The following is a 16,827-nucleotide window of genomic DNA, read 5'->3' as shown; positions in this document are numbered from 1 at the left end:
ATCAACGAAAGAGGAGGTCTTGTTATGACACTTTTAAAAGTAGAGCAAGTCAATAAAATATACACAGGAAATGTGCAATACCAAGCGATTGCTAATCTGGATTTATCGGTCGAAAAAGGAGAATTTGTGGGAATTATGGGTCCTTCAGGCAGCGGGAAAACAACGTTGCTCAATATGATTGCCACTATTGATCCACCAACGAGTGGCAGCGTGCAAATACATGATGCTAACCCCTATACATTATCTTTTGACAAACTTGCCGAATTCAGACGGAAGGAACTCGGTTTCATTTTCCAATCTTTTAATCTATTGGACACGCTGACGGTACGCGAAAATATACTTCTACCGCTCACATTAGATGGTACACCACTAGCAACGATGAATGAAAAATTAGATGTGATCGCTACAAAACTTGGTATCACGCCTATCTTAGATAAGCGGACATATCAAATTTCAGGTGGTGAATCACAACGAACAGCCGTTGCGCGAGCTGCGATTCATGAACCGAAACTATTTTTAGCGGATGAACCTACGGGAAATTTGGATTCTAAAAATAGTGAGGAAGTGATGCAACTGCTCAGCCGACTAAATAAGGAAGAAGAAGCCACTATATTGCTCGTCACGCATGATCCGCAAGCTGCTTCGTTTTGTAATCGCGTCGTATTTATTAAAGATGGTTCGCTGTATAATGAGATTTATCGCGGCGATAACACGGCTGTCTTTTATCAGCAAATCATGGACACTTTGACGCTACTAGGAGGAAAACAACATGTCATTCCGCCAATTCGTCATTAATAATGTCCGTCGTAATCCGAAAGTCTATGGTCCTTATTTCTTTACTAGTTTCTTCGCGGTGACAATGTTTTTCGTCTATGCTTTGCTTGTTTTTCACCCCGAATTTCAGGATAATATCGATTCTTCTAGTACAACCATGAGTTATTTCGCGATGATTGGTTTTCAGATTTCGCAGGTGATTATCGTCATATTCTCAGCTTTTGCGATTTTTTATGCCGTTAGTACGTTTCTGAAGACTCGAAAAGCGGAATTTGGTCTATTGCTCATTCAAGGAATTAATAAGAAACAGCTTGTTAAATTGATTTTTTGGGAGAACATGCTAGCAGGGCTTTCTGCAGTCTTTTGCGGGGTTATCTTTTGGTTTTATTTTTTCGAAGGTCATTTTGCTGATTTGCTCTAAAGTTTTATCATTAACGGAAACATTGCCATTTTACTTACCTTGGAAACCAATTTTGCTTACATTTGGCGTTTTTGGTTTGATGTTTCTAGTCATTTCTTTTGTGACCTCCTTTACGATTCGTGTCAATAATCTAAAAGCTTTACTTGCCTCACAAAAAGAACCTAAAAAAGAAATTAAAGCAGCATGGTATATCGCATTGCTTGCTCTCGTGCTTATTGTAACGGGCTACGGTGTCGTTATTTCGCAAACTTATCAAGACTCATTCTATCTCATTCCAATTTTCACCGGAGTCATTCTAGTCGTGGTTGGCACGTATTTCTTCTTTAGTCAGTTGCTTGTTTTTGTACTGACACGTCTGCGCAAGAAAGAACATTTCTTTTTTAAACGCACGAATCTTATTACTTTTTCAGAGTTAATCTACCAAATGCGTGATAATGTGAGTACTTTCTTTATAGTGGCGGCTATTTCTGCAACGTCGATTACAGCGATGGGAACGAGCTCAGCCATTGGTAGTAGCGGACTTGCTGGGATGTCGACGAATCCCTATTCAATTACGTATACAGCTTATGGGCAGGACATGGTTAACAAGGATATTATTTCCTATACAAAAAAAAACGCTCGACAGCGATTCCTATAAAGGAGCAGATGGCCATTTCTATCGATTTTCTGATAATAATGATTTTTTCTATTCTTTTATGTCCATCGGTGACTATAATGCGCTAATGGGCTTGCGAGATGATGCAGAAATAACTACGCCACCAGGAACGGTGGTCTTGCTCCCAACAGACAGTCTCAGCGTAGCAAATTTGAAAGAGGATGCTCCGAAAAATATAGAAGTCCAGTTTTCGAATAAAAAAAAATCACGCTGCCCGTAAAAAAAATAGCACCGATGAATCGTTTTCCTTACACTACTAATATTAGTAGCATAGAAAGTGTGACTGTACTTGCAAATCAGGCAGATATCGATATGATGTGGCAAGAAGCAGAGGCACGTTATAAAAACACGGAGGATAACCTTAATTCGAAAATTCCGTACAGCATTTTCCATACGGATGATTGGGAAAATACCACAGTCTCTGCGAAAAAGCTATCAACCTATGTGAATAACTGGAATGAAAAGAATCAAAATGAGAAGACGGGCACATACACCGGTTTTGAATCACTAGCTCTACAGTGGCAAAATATGCAGCAAGCCAATGGTTTACTTCTATTACTCACCGTCTTATGCGGCGCCGTATTCTACACCTTCTCAGCTGGATTCATATACTTGCGCCTACACAGCGACTTGAAACGAGATGAACAACAATACAAAATGCTTTTCAAAATTGGTTTAACAAAACCAGAACTGCATAAAATCGTAGCGAGGCAACTACGGGTTATGTTTTTCCTACCGCTTTTCGTGGCAGTGATTCATTCACTCGTAGCTTTCCTCGCCCTGCAAAACTTACTTGATTTCAATATTTGGCAAAATGTTGGCATCGTAATTGGCATTTTCATCATCGTCCAAGCCGTCTATTATTTCTTCGTGAAACACCAATACTTGAAACAGCTTCGTCGCATCATGAAGTAATCGAATGGCTCGGATCAAAACCAGCAATATCGGTTTTTGGTGTCTTTCCTTGAATCAAATCAACGAGAATTTTGGCGACGTAAGGGCCTGTTGTGAGTCCTGATGAGCCTAATCCATTCGCTACAAAAATAGGCTTTGCAGTTGGCAAGGCTCCAATAACTGGCGTGAAGTCTGGTGTAAATGGTCGCGTACCTACCGGATTTCCGCCAGTTTTGCGTTTTTCACAGCTGGTGCAAAGCGCGCAATCTCCTCTAAAATTTCTTCGATAGCCGCCTCGGTTGGCTCTAGGTCAAAGCCGCCTTCATTCTCGTGTGTAGCGCCAATAATCACCCGACCATCATCAAATGGCACGATACTTTTCGCGCTCGGCGGCAAAACAACCGGCCAATGACTCGTGTCGACACCCTCGAATTGAAGGTGTAATAGCTGCCCCTTTTGCGGGTGAATCGCGGCTTGGAGTCCGAGTGGTTGGAGCAATTCTGGCAACCAAGCCCCTGCTGCGAGGATGATTTTGTCGGCCAGCATCCTCTCGTTCCCTACCAAAACGGTGATTGCCTCTCCTTGTTTTTCGAGCTGCGCTTTATCGCGAATAATCCTAGCACCATGCGCTGTCGCTGCGTCCGCTAACGCCAAAACGAGCGATTTCCCATCCACCCGTGCGCCTCCGCTCACAAAAAGACCTCCGAACGCTGGGTCTACAATTGGAAATTTTGCTTTCGTTTCCGCTTTTGACAGCTGTGTAATTTCGCCAATTTCTGGTGCTTCCATGTGACGGCTAGCAGCGATTTGTTCCAGTTCCGAAAGTTTTGCCTCGTCTTCTCGTAAACAAAGTGCGCCGACCATTTTATAGCCTGTATTCAGCGTTGTGTCTTGCGCCAGTTCCTCGATGAGCGTCGGATAATAGCGTGCACTATCTTTGGCTAATTCATACCATACTTTGTTGCGGCGTTTCGACAGCCATGGACACACAATCCCAGCTGCTGCAGCCGTCGCTTGACCTGATTCTTTTCTATCGATAACGATAACTTCTTTTTGTTGTTTAGCAAGCAAATACGCGGCCGTCATGCCCACGATTCCTCCGCCAATAATGACGATTTTTTCCATTTTATACACCCCATCTCACTCCCCTCATTATACAAATTCCGAACATTTCTGACAAGTGCAGGGCAATTAGTCGATTTTTTAGCCACTTCTGGTGTAGAATATAGACAGGATAACGAAAGGAGTAGGATGCAAAATGATGAATGGATATGCACGATTAAATGACCCTTTTACAAATAAAGGTACGGCGTTTACAGCTACAGAACGCGCAGAATGGGGCTTAGATGGCTTGATCCCAGCGACAATCGAGACGCTGGAACAGCAGGCAGCACGTGTCTATACGGCTTTACATAAAAAAACAAACACCCATCGAGAAACATCTGTTTTTGATGACGCTTTACAGTGAGAATCGGACGCTATTTTATAAAGTAGTGATCGATCACGTGACGGAATTGATGCCGATTATTTATACACCGACGATTGGAGATGCCGTAATGCACTACCATGAAAACTGGGAAAATCCGCAAGATGCGCTTTTTTTGCAGGCAGATAGTATGGTTGATTTGGTATCCGTTTTCCAGAACAATGTTCCGAACCATGAAAAAATTAAGATGATTGTCGTGACGGATGGGGAAGGTATCTTAGGAATTGGCGATTGGGGCTTGAATGGCGTCAGCATTGCAATCGGAAAACTGGCTGTCTATACGGTTGCGGCTGGACTTGCGCCAGATTGTGTCTTGCCGATTGTCATTGATGCTGGCACGAATAATGAAGCCTTGCGCACCGATGCCAGCTATTTAGGAAGTCGGACGCCACGCTTGAAAACACCTGCCTATGATGCTTTTATCGCCCGCTTTGTGGCTGCTGTCAAAACTTGTTTTCCAAAAGCTGTGCTTCATTGGGAAGATTTTGGGCGAGATAATGCGAGTCGAATTTTGGAGGCATATCGTCAACAATTATGTACATTTAACGATGACATTCAAGGAACTGGCGCAATGGTCGTTGCTGCAGCACTGGCTACTACGCGCGTCTCTAAATTACCGCTGAGCGAGCAACGGATTGTGATTTTTGGCGCTGGAACGGCGGGCATTGGTATCGCGGATCAATTGGTCGCTGAAATGGTCGTGAATGAAGGCTTGACCGCCGAGCAAGCAAAATCACGTTTTTATATGGTAGATCGTCCTGGCTTAGTGACCACGGATTTACCAGACCTTACTTCTGGACAGCAAAAATACGCGCGTGATGCTGGCGATTTTACCCAGAGGCTAACGGACTTACTTGCGATTGTGCAACACGTGAAACCGACGATGCTGATTGGTTGTTCTGGCGTAACCGGTGCTTTTTCGGAGGAAATCGTACTGGAAATGAGTCGCCATATAGAACGCCCTGCCATTTTGCCGCTGTCGAACCCTACGAAGCTGGCTGAAGCTACGGCGCATGATTTAATTACTTGGACAAAAGGCAAGGCGCTTGTTGTGACGGGGAGTCCTTCTGAGCCTGTTTTGTTTGATGGAAATACCTATTATATTGGACAGGCCAACAACGCGCTACTCTATCCCGGACTCGGTCTCGCAGCAGTGATTACAGAAGCACGCGAAATTACGGATGACATGTTGGCAGCTGCCAGTCACGCGGTTGCGACACAAGTTCGCGATGTTAACACGATTGGTGACGCTTTACTCCCGCCAATTGCGACACTACGCGATACATCACATGCCGTTACGCTAGCCGTTACTCAGAAAACCATCGAACTTGGACTAAACAATCGAACGATTTCGAATCCACTGGAAGCTGTCAATGACGCAATTTGGCTTCCTCAATATAAGGAGTGAACGCCCATGTTGGATACGCGATTAAAAAAACTAGTCACCGATGGCATTGTGCCTGGCATTTCTTATGCCATCATCACACCTCAGCGCACAAAACAACACGTGATTGGTAGGAAACAACTAACCCCTAAAAAAGTAATATTAGAGCCGGACGCAGTGTATGATATCGCTTCTTTAACGAAAGTAGTGGCAACGACAACCCTCGTTTTGCAACATATCGAAGCAGGAAACTTGCAACTATCCGACAAAGTGTGCGATTTTCTGCCAGATTTCAGGTACCCCGAAGTCACGATTTTGCAACTTTTAACGCATAGTTCCGGCTTGGCAAAAAACATTCCTGCGTACACCATCGCGTCAAAAGAGGACGTCTATCGTTACTGCATCGCGACACCGCAACCCAATCCTGCGGGAACTGATGTGACCTACGCCGATGCTAATTTTTTACTTCTCGGTTATATCGTTGAGCAACTTGGTGGTGATTTAGAAACACAAGTCAAGCGCAATATCCTAACGCCACTCGCCCTGCGGCACACGGGCTACCATCCCGATTCACCGCTATCCTGCGTCCCAACCGAAGATCACCCAGATCGCGGTGTCATCACAGGTATCGTCCATGATTTTAAAGCGTGGCAAATGGACGGTGTCGCAGGACATGCTGGCTTATTCAGTAATCTCCCAGACCTCATTCATTTTACAAAAGCACTACTCCATGATGGCGAACCAATTCTCAGCCAAGAAAGTATCGCCAACATTGCCAAAAACTACACATCAAAGTTAAACCGTTCACGCGGCCTCGGCTGGGATCTAGTCCCGTCTACGGACCATTTCGCCATCTACCATACCGGCTTTACAGGCACGTTCATCGTCATCGATTTACAACAAAAAACGGCGCTGATCGCCCTCACGAACCGCGTTCATCCAAACCGTGACAATGCCATTTTTCTAAAGCGTCGTGACGAAATCGTAGAACAATTCATGCAAGATTTAGGAGGAAAAACATGACAATCGAAGAATATTTAGATGACGTAGCACCCGATAAAAAAGAAGCTTTTGCCAAACTCATGCACGTAGTAGATGCCAACATTCCAGCTGGTTTCGAAAAAGAAATCCAGTACGGCATGCCTTCCTACGTCGTTCCAAAATCACGCTATCCCGATGGCTACCACTGCGATTCGAATCTTTCGCTTCCCTTTTTCGCCATCGCAGCACAAAAACAACACATCGCAGTCTATCACATGGGAATTTTCGGCGATGAAGCCCTCTTACAATGGTTCCAAGCCGAGTATCCGAAACATATGACAACCAAGCTCAATATGGGCAAAGGCTGCATCCGATTCACCAATCCAAAGAAAATTCCGTACGAACTCATCGGCGAGCTAGCAAGTAAAGTCACCGTAGACGATTGGATTCGACAATACGAAACAACCATTAAAAAATAAAAGTGGAGACCATCCCTATACTGCCTCCACTTTTTAGATTTGTTTTAGCGCAATGCTGCGTTGATTCCAGCTAAGCGCCCTGTAACAAGTGCACACGTAATATTATAGCCACCCGTGTACCCGTTAATATCTAGTATTTCACCACAGAAAAATAAACCAGGCATCAACTTCGATTGCATTTCTTTCGGCGTAATTTCCTTCACAGAAACACCGCCCCCCGTCACAAAAGCCTTCTCAAAATCAAGCGTTCCACTCACTTGGAATGTGAATTTCTTCAATGTTTCGATAAAAGCCTGCCATTTTTTCTGCGCCACCGAAATACAATCTGTATCGCTATCGATGTCCGCACGTTCCAATAAAAATAATAACATCCGCTCTTGCATCACCGATTTCAACGCATTTTTGACGGCCTTTTTAGGATTATCTTTCACAAGTCCCATCACTTCTTGCTCCAACTCGCCTTTTGATTTATCTGGGAAAAAGTCAATCATCATGGTCAATTCATCCACATCGAATTTCTTCAAGCCTTGAATCACGAATTGGCTACAGCGCAATGCTGCTGGACCTGATACACCGAAATGCGTGAAAATCATATCCATTTGATGCGTAATGATTGGTTTTCCTTTTGGATTTAGGACCGAGAGCGCCACATCACGCAGAGAAATACCTTGTAGTACCTTACTCTTAATGAAGGATTCACGTGATGTAATCGGAACCTCTGTTGGATATAATTCCGTAATCGTATGGCCTGCCTCTTTTGCCCATGCATAACCATCTCCCGTTGAGCCTGTCCGCGGTACAGATTTCCCACCAACTGCCACAATCACAGCCGGCGCGCCGATTTCTTGGCCGTCCGCAAGCGTAATGCCCACAACCTCTTTGTCCTGATAGTTTACACGCTTTACAGGCGTTTTCATATAAATTTTTACGTTCAGCTTATCAAGCCGCGAAATCATCGCATCCGCCACCGAACGCGCGCTGTCTGTCACAGGAAACATCCGTCCATGATCTTCTTCCTTTAACGCCACACCCAATTTTTCGAAAAAGGTGATGATATCTTCGTTGTTAAATTCCGCAAACGGACTGTACATAAAACGCCCATTTCCCGGTATATTTTTAATGATCTCATCCGCAGGTTTGCGATTCGTCACATTACAGCGACCACCACCGGACAAAATCAATTTCCTGCCTAATTTGGGTCCTTTTTCAACGAGTAAAACCCGCTTATTCTTCTCAGCCGCAGCGATTGCAGCCATTAACCCCGATGGCCCACCACCAATTACTATCACATCAAAATCCATCATACCCCATCCTTTTCTCCATCAAAAAACGCCCATTACAGAGCGCTTTTTAAAACTAATTTCGATTCATACCTGTGAAAATTAAGATTAATCTCAAAAGTTCCAGAACAGCTACAGCCATTGCTGCAACGTATGTCATTGCCGCTGCACTCAACACTTTTCGAGCTTGCGGTAATTCGTCTGATTCAACAAGTCCTAATTGGTTAATTTGCACGAGCGCGCGTTTAGAAGCGTCAAACTCAACTGGCAAAGTAATCAATTGGAACAAGACACCAATCGCCATTAAAACAATACCAATTAACATCAGGCCTGGTATTGTCGCCAACATCCCGATGATTAAGAACACCCATGAAGCATTCGAACTAAACATTGTAATTGGAACAAGCGCCGAACGAAAACGCATGAACGCATAATCTTGCGCATCCTGAATCGCGTGCCCTACTTCATGCGCCGCGACAGCAGTACCCGCAATCGAACGACCATTATAGTTTGCAGAAGACAAGAAAACAGCTTTCTTACGCGGGTCATAGTGATCACTCAACACGCCGCCCGTTTCTTGAACAGGCACATTGTGCAATCCATTCGCATCTAAAATTTGGCGTGCCACCTGCGCACCTGTTAACCCTGTCCGAATCGCTACCTTTGAGTAATGCGAGTATGTGCTCTTTACACGATACTGCGCCCACAAAGGAATTAGCGCTACGATTAAAAAATAAATAATATACATCTGAATACTCATATGAACTCGTCATCCTCCTACACCTAACTTATTACCTTAATTATAAAGGAGAAAACGCCAAACCTCAACCACTTTTAAGCTTCATGAGGAAATTCTAATTTAAACGCATTCTTCTTCAGTGTTTTTTCATAAACCGTCCACAATACAAAGATGGTCAGCCAAAACGTCCAATAACCAATGGCCGTAATGTACTGATCGAGCCCGCCATAGATCGGCATCTGCCCAAATAAGTAGTCGATCACATCATTATGTAACACCCAAATCGCCGCCATCGCAAAATGACCAAACTTAATGCGATAAAATGGCGCATAAACGAGCCCTTGTATAGCCATCAATCCATGTGAAGTGAGCAACATCAGACTCATCATATCGAGGAAGCCAAGATTCATCATGTACGCGATATTCATTCCCACGGCCCAGAGTCCATATTTTACTAAGCACACAAACGCGAGTGCCTCCATCAACGGCCAGTGCTTTTTCGCAAGCCACGCCATCAGTACAAACACAAAAAATAAAATGGCTGTTGGGCTATCCGGTACAAAAATCCAAAACCGCGGTTCCGTAATTTTCAGTTGCGGCATATACCAAATGTATCCATACACCGCTCCCAATAAATTAACAATGAACAGCAGCCGTAAAAATGATCTGTTCCCTAAGTATCGATACATCTTGTTCCCCCATTCCAAGCACTCTTTTTCCATCATACCAAAGTTCGAACTAAAACTGAAACAAAAAACACCTGCCAGCAAAGACAGGTGTGCTACAAACTAACTATATTGCTTAAACTGTTCCATCAGGATTTGAAATCGCTCTTCGTCATGCGCATCTAGTGCCTCATCGATTTCTTGCAACAATTTCTCTTTGGAAAAATGCTCGACAACCGTATCTAAAAATTGGGCCGCCATTTTCCTTTCTTTATCTGTAATAAGCAGTTCTTGGAACGGGTTATCTTCTCGGACAAACGCATAACGTGGCGAAGTCAACGCCTCTGGGAAATGCAACTGAATATAAATATCCTCATCCCAATTCAAGCGAATATCATGAAACGCCTTCTCTGGATCGGTCGTCACAATATTCCCTTTAAAGAAACGAAACGGCTCGTCATCCACTCCGAGAGAAGTGAGCACAAGTCCACGAGGGCAACCTTCTGCATTATCAACGAAGTGAACGTATTTCATGATTTGATCGTGCCCAGCAATATAATTAAGAATCCACATCGATTCTCTAATCTTCATTTGATGCTTATTTAACAGCCATCTAACAAATTCCTTCTTATCTTCAATGCTAATTGATGCTTTCATATCACTCACTCCTTCCCATCAAAATGGGGATTAATAACCTAATAAACTTAAAATTTCTTCATCACCTGGCTCCATCGTCAAATACTGCGCCAACACTTGCTCTGAATTAGCAACATCGCCATCTTCACGCAAGAACAAGCCATATTCTTTCAAGAACGTCGCATTTCCCGCAAAATGGGGATACGCTAATTCATAGTTTTCTTTTGCTTTATTATAGAGATCTAGTTCCTGATATGCAACACTTACGTCCCAGAAAATTTTGTGGTTCCGTCACAATTTCTCGTTCCAGCGACTCCACAAGCTCCACAACACCCTCATAGTCCGCTTTCTTCAGCAAGATCTTATTCACTTCTAAAATCGCCTCAATAAACTCTGGATCAAGCGCAATCGCCTGACGGAAATAATGTTCCGCATCTTGTGCACGGTCATTTTTCCACGCCAATTTCCCAGCTTCAAAAAATAGCTCTTTATTAAATTCATCCTGCTTCAAGCCATCCACCAAGCATCCAGCGCTTTTTCTGGTTCGCCATTTTCCTCATAACTTTTCGCAAGATACGTGTAAAGCGTCGTAAAACCAGGATCATGTTCCTGCAACTGCTCTAAAGCCGCAATCGCCTTCGTGTAATCCTTCGCCTGAAAACTCGTCAAACCGAGCCCAAATAACGTATTTACATCGACTTGTTCCGCAAGCGCCTTCTCATAATAGCCCATCGCCGCTTCAAAAGAACCACTACTCGCCAAGCTCTCCGCAATCCGTTCAAAAATTTGACTACCTGCGATTTCCGTCATACCCGCGTCAAGCACAACCTGATAACTTTGCACTGCCGAAGCAAATCGTGCCGTAGACAAGTAAAACTCACCTAGTGCAAAATCGATCACTGCCTCATTTGGCAACAACGATTTCGCCTGTTGTAGCTTCGCCTCCGTCACTTCGAAAAGCCCTTGCATTTGATACAAGTCCGCCAGCACCAACAAGCTCTCTGGATACGCATCATCTTGCGTATTAACCTGTTCCAAATACTCCATCGCAGCCTCTATGTCATCTTTTTCAATCGCGACCTCAGCAGCCCTCACTAACAGCTCGCCTTCATCTTTATATTTCGCTAATAAAAGTTCATACAAATCTTCCGCTTCCTCTAAGAAACCAAGTTGCATCAACTGTTCGGCCAACCAATATTGCTCCTCATCTGTCCCATCTTGTAAGGCTTGCTGAAAATATTTCTGTGCTTCCGGCAAATTCTCCTGCTCTAAAGCCGCTAACATCTGCTCTGCAAATTTCATCGTCCATCTCCTCACATCTCACTCGCATTTCGTAGGCTTATTATAACGGAAAGGTCAAAACAAGTCAAACAGTCTTTCTCACATACTCCACTCATTTACTCGCAAGTTCCATCCAATCAAACAATTCCCATACAAAAAGAACATGTGCAAAATCTGCACACATTCCTCATTCACTCAATATAAAGAAGTAACATCTTCAAAAAATGTCGGATAGGAAACCTTGATGGCATCTGCATCTAAAAGCGTCACATCCGAATCCGCTAAGAGCGCCGCAATTTGCAATGTCATGCCCATACGGTGATCACCATATGTTTGGACTGTTGCACCGTGTAATTTTTGCTGTCCTTCGATAATCATGCCGTCCTCAGTTCCAACAAGCGCTATGCCCATTTTCGACAACTCCGTTACAACAGCATCGATGCGATTCGTTTCTTTCACTTTCAACTCTTCGGCGTCTTTAATAACGGTCCGCCCGGTTGCTTGGGATGCCAATAACGCGATTACAGGAAGTTCATCAATGAGTCGCGGAATAATATCGCCACCAATCGTGATACCTGTTAGATCGCTCGTTTCCACGGTAATCGTTCCGGCTGGTTCATCACCAACCGCGCTCGTTTCTTCCACGGTAATTTTTCCGCCCATGGCTTTTACAACATCGATAATACCCGTACGTGTTGGATTAATGCCCACGTTTTCCAGACGAATTTTACTATTTGGAACGATCAAACCGGCAACGATGAAAAATGCAGCAGACGAAATATCTCCAGGAACAACCACGGTTTGTCCGCTAAATTTCTGACCGCCAGAAACACGAATGGTTAAATCATCGACCTCGATCTTGCCACCAAATTGACGAATCATCTGCTCGGTATGATCGCGTGTTTTTTCTTTTTCGATAATCGTTGTTTCGCCTTCTGCTTGTAACGCCGCAAAAATAATAGCGCTCTTTACTTGGGCACTCGCAACAGGAAGCGTATACTCGATAGGTTTAAGCGTCGTACCGGTTACTTTCACCGGCGCAAAATTTGCTTCTTTTGCCTCAAAAACAGCACCCATTTCGCGAAGTGGTGTCATCACGCGCCCCATCGGACGTTTGGCAATCGACGCATCCCCTGCTATGGTAGCCTCAAACGCGCGCCCTGCTAAAATGCCTAACATCAAGCGAATCGTTGTCCCAGAATTACCCACATCAAGCTTTTCAGTTGGTTTTTGTAAGCCGTCCCAACCTTTTCCATGTACCACAATTTGGTTTTCAGACTCTTCAATCGACACACCAAGCGCGCGGAACACACCGATCGTGCTCAGGCAATCTTCCCCTTTTAAAAAGTTGGTCACCGTCGTTTTCCCATCTGCGAGTGTGCCAAACATAATGCTTCGGTGGGAAATCGATTTATCTCCAGGAACGCGAATCGTCCCATGTAATCCTTGTTTATTCGTCACTAACTGCATCGTGATCCTCCTTTAAAAATGGCATTGATAATGGCTATATTTCTCGATACAACGCTTTGCCCGTTCTCGGTCTTTTTCATTTTGGAACGTAATCTGCAAAATCCCCATGATGTCCTCGCGTGTTTCTAGAATTTTAATATTAATCAAACTGATTTCTTCTTGCGCCAGAAAACCGGTAACTTCTGAAATGACCCCTGGATAATCGGGAACGTCTACAAAGAGATCGTAGAAAGACGGAATCGCGCCTTCTTGATGCACCGGCAACGAGTCGCGAAACTCTTTTGCTGTATCAAAAAATTGATAAATCGCTGTGCTATCTTCTCGCTCTAGCATGTCAATCGCGTCATTCATGCCATCGCGCCAATTTCCAAGCAGTTCGCGTAAGGTTTCTTTATTGGAAAGCGAAATATCTGTCCACATCGTTGGATCAGAAGAGGCAATCCGTGTTATGTCCCGAAAGCCACCCGCGGCTAACCGAAACGCAGCAGGATGCTCTTGCGTGAAATCACTCGTCTGGTTGACAAGTGCCGCCGCCACGATATGCGGTAAATGGCTCAGCATACCTGTAATATGGTCATGCTCCTGCGCCGATAACTCCAAAAATTTAGCATTCGTGCCTTCCAGCCAAAATCTTAGCGCCGCGACATGCTTCGGATCTTCCTCAGCGCTTGGCGTTAATAAATAATAGGCGTTCTCAAACAACAACGATTTCGCCGCCGTCACGCCACTTTTATGAGAACCAGCCATCGGATGCCCACCGATAAACGTATAACCAGCTTCTTGAACAGCCGTCGCATGCTCCATCACACGCATTTTTGTACTTCCCGTATCTGTAATCAGCAGATCTTTTTTCAGCGGATAGGTTGGCAATTCCGCCAAGAAGCGTTCTGTTTGCTGCACTGGACAACAAAAAATGAGTAGATCAGCGCGCGCAACCACGTCCGCTAAATTCGTCGTTCCTTCATCGATGATACCAAGCGAATCTCCTGATAAAATCGTCTGTTCTGAAATATCGACGCCAATAATATGTGCCTGCGGATGTCTCGCACGAATACAAAGTGCGATAGATCCCCCAATCAGACCAAGTCCGACGATAACGACTGTTCCTTTCATCTCAAAAACCCCTTACTTCACTAATTCTTGTAACAATGCGATCACCGCTGCGTTCTGAGCTTTCGTTCCCACCGTTATCCGGACTGCCGTTGGAAAGCCGAGCGCCGAACCAGAACGCACGATATAGCCGTTCTTTTCTAAATAGCCGAAAACCTCATCAGCCGGCTTACCAATATCCACTAGCACAAAATTTCCTTGTGACGGATATACAAAAACAGCTTCATTTTTTGCCGCAAACGTTTCGTATTGTTTTCTTCCAGCAGCATTCTCCGTCCGACACTTTTCAATGAAAGCTTGATCAGCCAGTGCGATTTGCGCCAACTTTTGCCCCATTGTTGTGGTATTAAACGGCGGACGCACAATATTGATTTGGCTGATAATCGCAGCGTTTGCGATACCATACCCGACACGCGAGCTTGCTAATCCATAAATTTTGCTAAATGTGCGCGTGATAATCAGGTTTTCAAATTCGTAAATCAGCGCTGTGTGCGTCTCTGGTTGCGGTTCGACGTACTCGATATACGCCTCATCCAATACAACAAGCACATCTTTTGGAACTTGATGCAAAAAGGCAACAATCTCGTTCAGCGCTATGTAATTACCAGTCGGATTATTCGGGTTGCAAAGCCATACGATACTTGTTGTATCATCAATAGCTGCCAGCATCGATGGTAAATCATGGTCGCCGTTCTCTGTTAGTTCAATTTCACGCACTTCTGCGCCTTCAATACACGCATTCTGACGATACTGCGGAAATGTCGGTGTTGCCATGACAGTGCTCGTTGCCGGAGATAAGAGCGTCCGCGACAAAAGCGCGATTAATTCATCGACACCGCTTGTAAAAACAAGTTCCTCCTCTTTCACACCGTGATGCGTTGCAAGTTGCGTCCGTAAGTCTGACGCCCAACCATCCGGATAAATCTCAAGGCTCACATCCACTTGCTCCAAATAAGCCGCTACTTGTTTCGAAACACCATGTGGATTTTCATTCGAAGATAGCTTTGTGATTTCTGTAAGGCCTAGTTCCGCCATGACTTGCTCTTCCCGCTTGCCAGGTTTATAAGAATGCAATCCTGTTAATGTCGATTTCCATTTCATCGTTCCCGCTCCTCTCTACTCCGCCAAATCTGGTCGCAAAACGCGCGCACCTTCTAAATAAACATGTACGACATCTTGTTGCGCCGTTTCACCGACCTCGGCGCTCACCATTAAACGAATACACATCGCAAGCGCACCTGGAACCGGAATTTCCGTCACGCCCATGATCGGCACATATTGGAAACCCGCAAGTTCGCGAATAGGCTTAGCCGGAAATGCCGCATCAATATCACTCGTCACCGATACCAGCACCGATGAAATAGCTTCGGGGGTTACGTTGTTTTTCGTCACAATCGTCTCAAATAGGGCTACCGAAGCCTGGTAAATTGCTTCTGGCGTGTTTTCCGTCACCGTTGTTGCTCCTCTAATACCTCTAATCATGCTTGTCCCTCCTGACTAAGTCGTCTAAACGTTTCTGCTATCACATCATCCGATACTTTTTGAATTTTCGGTTTGCCAATTTCTTCAAGCAAGATCATCGTAATTTCATTGAACGCCGTTTTTTTATCGTGCTTCATATTTTCTAACAATACATCGAAGTCTAGGCCTACTGGCAGCTGCACATCGTACCCTAATCCTGCCAGCCATGTTAACAGCGCCTCTTTATCAAAAGTAAGACCGAGCAACCGCTCACTCATATCTAGCGCGTAAATCATCCCAAATGTAATCGACTCGCCGTGAAGCCATTTGCCAAACTCACCGTACGCTTCAATGGCGTGCCCCATCGTATGTCCAAAATTAAGAAACGCACGCACACCTTGCTCTGTCTCGTCTTGTGATACGATCGCTGCTTTTATCTCGATGCCACGTGCCAAATAAGGCGTTAAGTCTACGCGGTACAGATCCATTGGCACTTGGTATGTTGCCATTAATTCCACGAGTAAAGCAGGGTCTTGAATCAGCGCATGCTTCACCAACTCTGCGAAACCCGAGCGCATTTCACGCTCAGAAAGCGTACCGAGTAAAGACGTATCATAAATCACTGCTTCTGGTTGATAAAAATTCCCCACCATATTTTTGCCGAGCGGATGATTAATCGCTACTTTTCCTCCGACGGCACTATCATGCGCCAAAACTGTCGTTGGGATTTGATAAAACGCGATGCCTCGCATATATGTGGCGGCAACAAACCCACCAAGGTCACCAATCACACCTCCGCCAAAAGCAAGCAACACCGACTTGCGATCCAAACCAACTTGAATCGCTTTTGTCATCGCATCTTCATATACGGCAAACGTCTTAGCAACTTCACCGGCAGGCGTCACATAGTACGACACATTCGGAAGAGGCGCTAGTAGCTCATCGATTTTTTCCATATGCGATTTCGCCACATTTTCATCCGTCATCACAAACACTTTCGAAAATCTGCCAAGTTCAGCGAGTAGATGCTCCGCCTGCTCATGTAACGCATTTTGGCTAATATAGACTGGGTATACTTTATCCTTCGTCGTTACAGTGATTTCTGCCATCA

At 44.6% G+C, this 16,827-nt stretch carries 15 protein-coding genes and 3 pseudogenes; 7 read left to right on the top strand and 11 right to left on the bottom strand.

Annotated elements, in window-relative coordinates; genetic code table 11:
- The first annotated feature begins 24 nt into the window (after positions 1 to 24).
- From PGRAN_RS01250 to PGRAN_RS17835, 4 genes are all read left to right on the top strand, one after another.
- Positions 25 to 795, top strand: a complete 771-nt coding sequence (locus PGRAN_RS01250) for an ABC transporter ATP-binding protein (RefSeq protein WP_036064406.1) — start codon at positions 25 to 27, stop codon at positions 793 to 795.
- Positions 770 to 1,195, top strand: coding sequence for an FtsX-like permease family protein (locus tag PGRAN_RS15415; RefSeq protein WP_051998370.1), 426 nt, complete (start codon positions 770 to 772; stop codon positions 1,193 to 1,195). The genes PGRAN_RS01250 and PGRAN_RS15415 overlap by 26 nt, the downstream gene beginning before the upstream one ends.
- Complete coding sequence (locus PGRAN_RS15410) at positions 1,179 to 1,832, top strand: hypothetical protein (protein WP_051998369.1); 654 nt, start codon at positions 1,179 to 1,181, stop codon at positions 1,830 to 1,832. The genes PGRAN_RS15415 and PGRAN_RS15410 overlap by 17 nt, the downstream gene beginning before the upstream one ends.
- A 297-nt stretch (positions 1,833 to 2,129) precedes the next feature.
- On the top strand, positions 2,130 to 2,765 hold the full coding sequence (locus PGRAN_RS17835) for a hypothetical protein (RefSeq protein WP_036064404.1): 636 nt from the start codon (positions 2,130 to 2,132) through the stop codon (positions 2,763 to 2,765).
- Here the strand turns inward: PGRAN_RS17835 and PGRAN_RS01235 are convergent.
- A pseudogene (locus PGRAN_RS01235) lies at positions 2,755 to 3,869 on the bottom strand (NAD(P)/FAD-dependent oxidoreductase). The gene PGRAN_RS17835 and the pseudogene PGRAN_RS01235 overlap by 11 nt on opposite strands.
- Before the next feature lie 133 nt (positions 3,870 to 4,002).
- Between PGRAN_RS01235 and PGRAN_RS01230 the strand changes: the two are divergent.
- The 3 genes and pseudogenes from PGRAN_RS01230 (at position 4,003) to PGRAN_RS01220 (ending at position 7,074) form a co-directional block, all read left to right on the top strand.
- A pseudogene (locus tag PGRAN_RS01230) lies at positions 4,003 to 5,638 on the top strand (NAD-dependent malic enzyme).
- 6 nt (positions 5,639 to 5,644) lie between these two features.
- Positions 5,645 to 6,637 (top strand): serine hydrolase domain-containing protein, encoded by a 993-nt coding sequence (locus tag PGRAN_RS01225; protein ID WP_036064402.1) that lies wholly within the window; start codon positions 5,645 to 5,647, stop codon positions 6,635 to 6,637.
- Complete coding sequence (locus PGRAN_RS01220; RefSeq protein WP_036064399.1) at positions 6,634 to 7,074, top strand: DUF1801 domain-containing protein; 441 nt, start codon at positions 6,634 to 6,636, stop codon at positions 7,072 to 7,074. Before PGRAN_RS01225 ends, PGRAN_RS01220 begins: the two co-directional genes overlap by 4 nt.
- 44 nt (positions 7,075 to 7,118) lie before the next feature.
- On the opposite strand, the gene PGRAN_RS01215 is transcribed toward PGRAN_RS01220, so the two are convergent.
- The 10 genes and pseudogenes from PGRAN_RS01215 to aroB all read right to left on the bottom strand — a co-directional run bounded on the left by PGRAN_RS01215 (position 7,119) and on the right by aroB (position 16,825).
- Positions 7,119 to 8,375, bottom strand: a complete 1,257-nt coding sequence (locus tag PGRAN_RS01215; protein WP_036065203.1) for a BaiN/RdsA family NAD(P)/FAD-dependent oxidoreductase — start codon at positions 8,373 to 8,375, stop codon at positions 7,119 to 7,121.
- Between the two features lie 55 nt (positions 8,376 to 8,430).
- Positions 8,431 to 9,114, bottom strand: a complete 684-nt coding sequence (locus tag PGRAN_RS01210) for a zinc metallopeptidase (RefSeq protein ID WP_036064396.1) — start codon at positions 9,112 to 9,114, stop codon at positions 8,431 to 8,433.
- Between the two features lie 74 nt (positions 9,115 to 9,188).
- The gene (gene lhaT / locus PGRAN_RS01205) at positions 9,189 to 9,782 is read right to left on the bottom strand and encodes a lipoprotein heptaprenylglyceryl N-acetyltransferase LhaT (RefSeq protein ID WP_036064393.1); all 594 of its coding nucleotides are present in this window, start codon (positions 9,780 to 9,782) and stop codon (positions 9,189 to 9,191) included.
- A 99-nt stretch (positions 9,783 to 9,881) separates the two neighbouring features.
- Positions 9,882 to 10,415 carry a ReoY family proteolytic degradation factor gene (locus PGRAN_RS01200; RefSeq protein WP_036064390.1) on the bottom strand — a complete coding sequence of 178 codons (534 nt, stop codon included), beginning with the start codon at positions 10,413 to 10,415 and terminating at the stop codon, positions 9,882 to 9,884.
- A gap of 30 nt (positions 10,416 to 10,445) precedes the next feature.
- Positions 10,446 to 11,696 (bottom strand): annotated as a pseudogene (locus PGRAN_RS01195) (tetratricopeptide repeat protein).
- 174 nt (positions 11,697 to 11,870) lie between these two features.
- On the bottom strand, positions 11,871 to 13,145 hold the full coding sequence (gene aroA, locus PGRAN_RS01190) for a 3-phosphoshikimate 1-carboxyvinyltransferase (protein WP_036064388.1): 1,275 nt from the start codon (positions 13,143 to 13,145) through the stop codon (positions 11,871 to 11,873).
- A 12-nt stretch (positions 13,146 to 13,157) separates the two neighbouring features.
- Complete coding sequence (locus PGRAN_RS01185; RefSeq protein WP_036064386.1) at positions 13,158 to 14,258, bottom strand: prephenate dehydrogenase; 1,101 nt, start codon at positions 14,256 to 14,258, stop codon at positions 13,158 to 13,160.
- Between the two features lie 12 nt (positions 14,259 to 14,270).
- Positions 14,271 to 15,356, bottom strand: a complete 1,086-nt coding sequence (hisC, locus tag PGRAN_RS01180; protein ID WP_036064384.1) for a histidinol-phosphate transaminase — start codon at positions 15,354 to 15,356, stop codon at positions 14,271 to 14,273.
- A 15-nt stretch (positions 15,357 to 15,371) separates the two neighbouring features.
- A complete protein-coding gene (gene aroH / locus PGRAN_RS01175) occupies positions 15,372 to 15,734 on the bottom strand; it encodes a chorismate mutase (protein ID WP_036065201.1) in 363 nt (120 codons plus the stop codon).
- Positions 15,734 to 16,825 carry a 3-dehydroquinate synthase gene (gene aroB, locus PGRAN_RS01170; protein ID WP_036064382.1) on the bottom strand — a complete coding sequence of 364 codons (1,092 nt, stop codon included), beginning with the start codon at positions 16,823 to 16,825 and terminating at the stop codon, positions 15,734 to 15,736. The genes aroH and aroB overlap by 1 nt, the downstream gene beginning before the upstream one ends.
- Positions 16,826 to 16,827: the final 2 nt, after the last annotated feature.

The sequence above is a fragment of the Listeria grandensis FSL F6-0971 genome, assembly GCF_000525835.1.
GTDB lineage: Bacteria > Bacillota > Bacilli > Lactobacillales > Listeriaceae > Listeria_A > Listeria_A grandensis.
This window is presented reverse-complemented; position numbering and strand designations above follow the sequence as displayed.

What these genes read in the sequence shown, in the direction of transcription:
- lhaT (WP_036064393.1), bottom strand. Translation starts at nt 9,782, where the DNA reads ATGTATCGATACTTAGGGAACAGATCATTTTTACGGCTGCTGTTCATT.
- aroA (WP_036064388.1), bottom strand. Translation starts at nt 13,145, where the DNA reads ATGCAGTTAGTGACGAATAAACAAGGATTACATGGGACGATTCGCGTT.
- PGRAN_RS01210 (WP_036064396.1), bottom strand. Translation starts at nt 9,114, where the DNA reads ATGAGTATTCAGATGTATATTATTTATTTTTTAATCGTAGCGCTAATT.
- PGRAN_RS01220 (WP_036064399.1), top strand. Translation starts at nt 6,634, where the DNA reads ATGACAATCGAAGAATATTTAGATGACGTAGCACCCGATAAAAAAGAA.
- PGRAN_RS01200 (WP_036064390.1), bottom strand. Translation starts at nt 10,415, where the DNA reads ATGAAAGCATCAATTAGCATTGAAGATAAGAAGGAATTTGTTAGATGG.
- PGRAN_RS01215 (WP_036065203.1), bottom strand. Translation starts at nt 8,375, where the DNA reads ATGGATTTTGATGTGATAGTAATTGGTGGTGGGCCATCGGGGTTAATG.
- hisC (WP_036064384.1), bottom strand. Translation starts at nt 15,356, where the DNA reads ATGAAATGGAAATCGACATTAACAGGATTGCATTCTTATAAACCTGGC.
- PGRAN_RS01185 (WP_036064386.1), bottom strand. Translation starts at nt 14,258, where the DNA reads ATGAAAGGAACAGTCGTTATCGTCGGACTTGGTCTGATTGGGGGATCT.
- aroB (WP_036064382.1), bottom strand. Translation starts at nt 16,825, where the DNA reads ATGGCAGAAATCACTGTAACGACGAAGGATAAAGTATACCCAGTCTAT.
- PGRAN_RS15415 (WP_051998370.1), top strand. Translation starts at nt 770, where the DNA reads ATGTCATTCCGCCAATTCGTCATTAATAATGTCCGTCGTAATCCGAAA.
- PGRAN_RS01250 (WP_036064406.1), top strand. Translation starts at nt 25, where the DNA reads ATGACACTTTTAAAAGTAGAGCAAGTCAATAAAATATACACAGGAAAT.
- PGRAN_RS01225 (WP_036064402.1), top strand. Translation starts at nt 5,645, where the DNA reads ATGTTGGATACGCGATTAAAAAAACTAGTCACCGATGGCATTGTGCCT.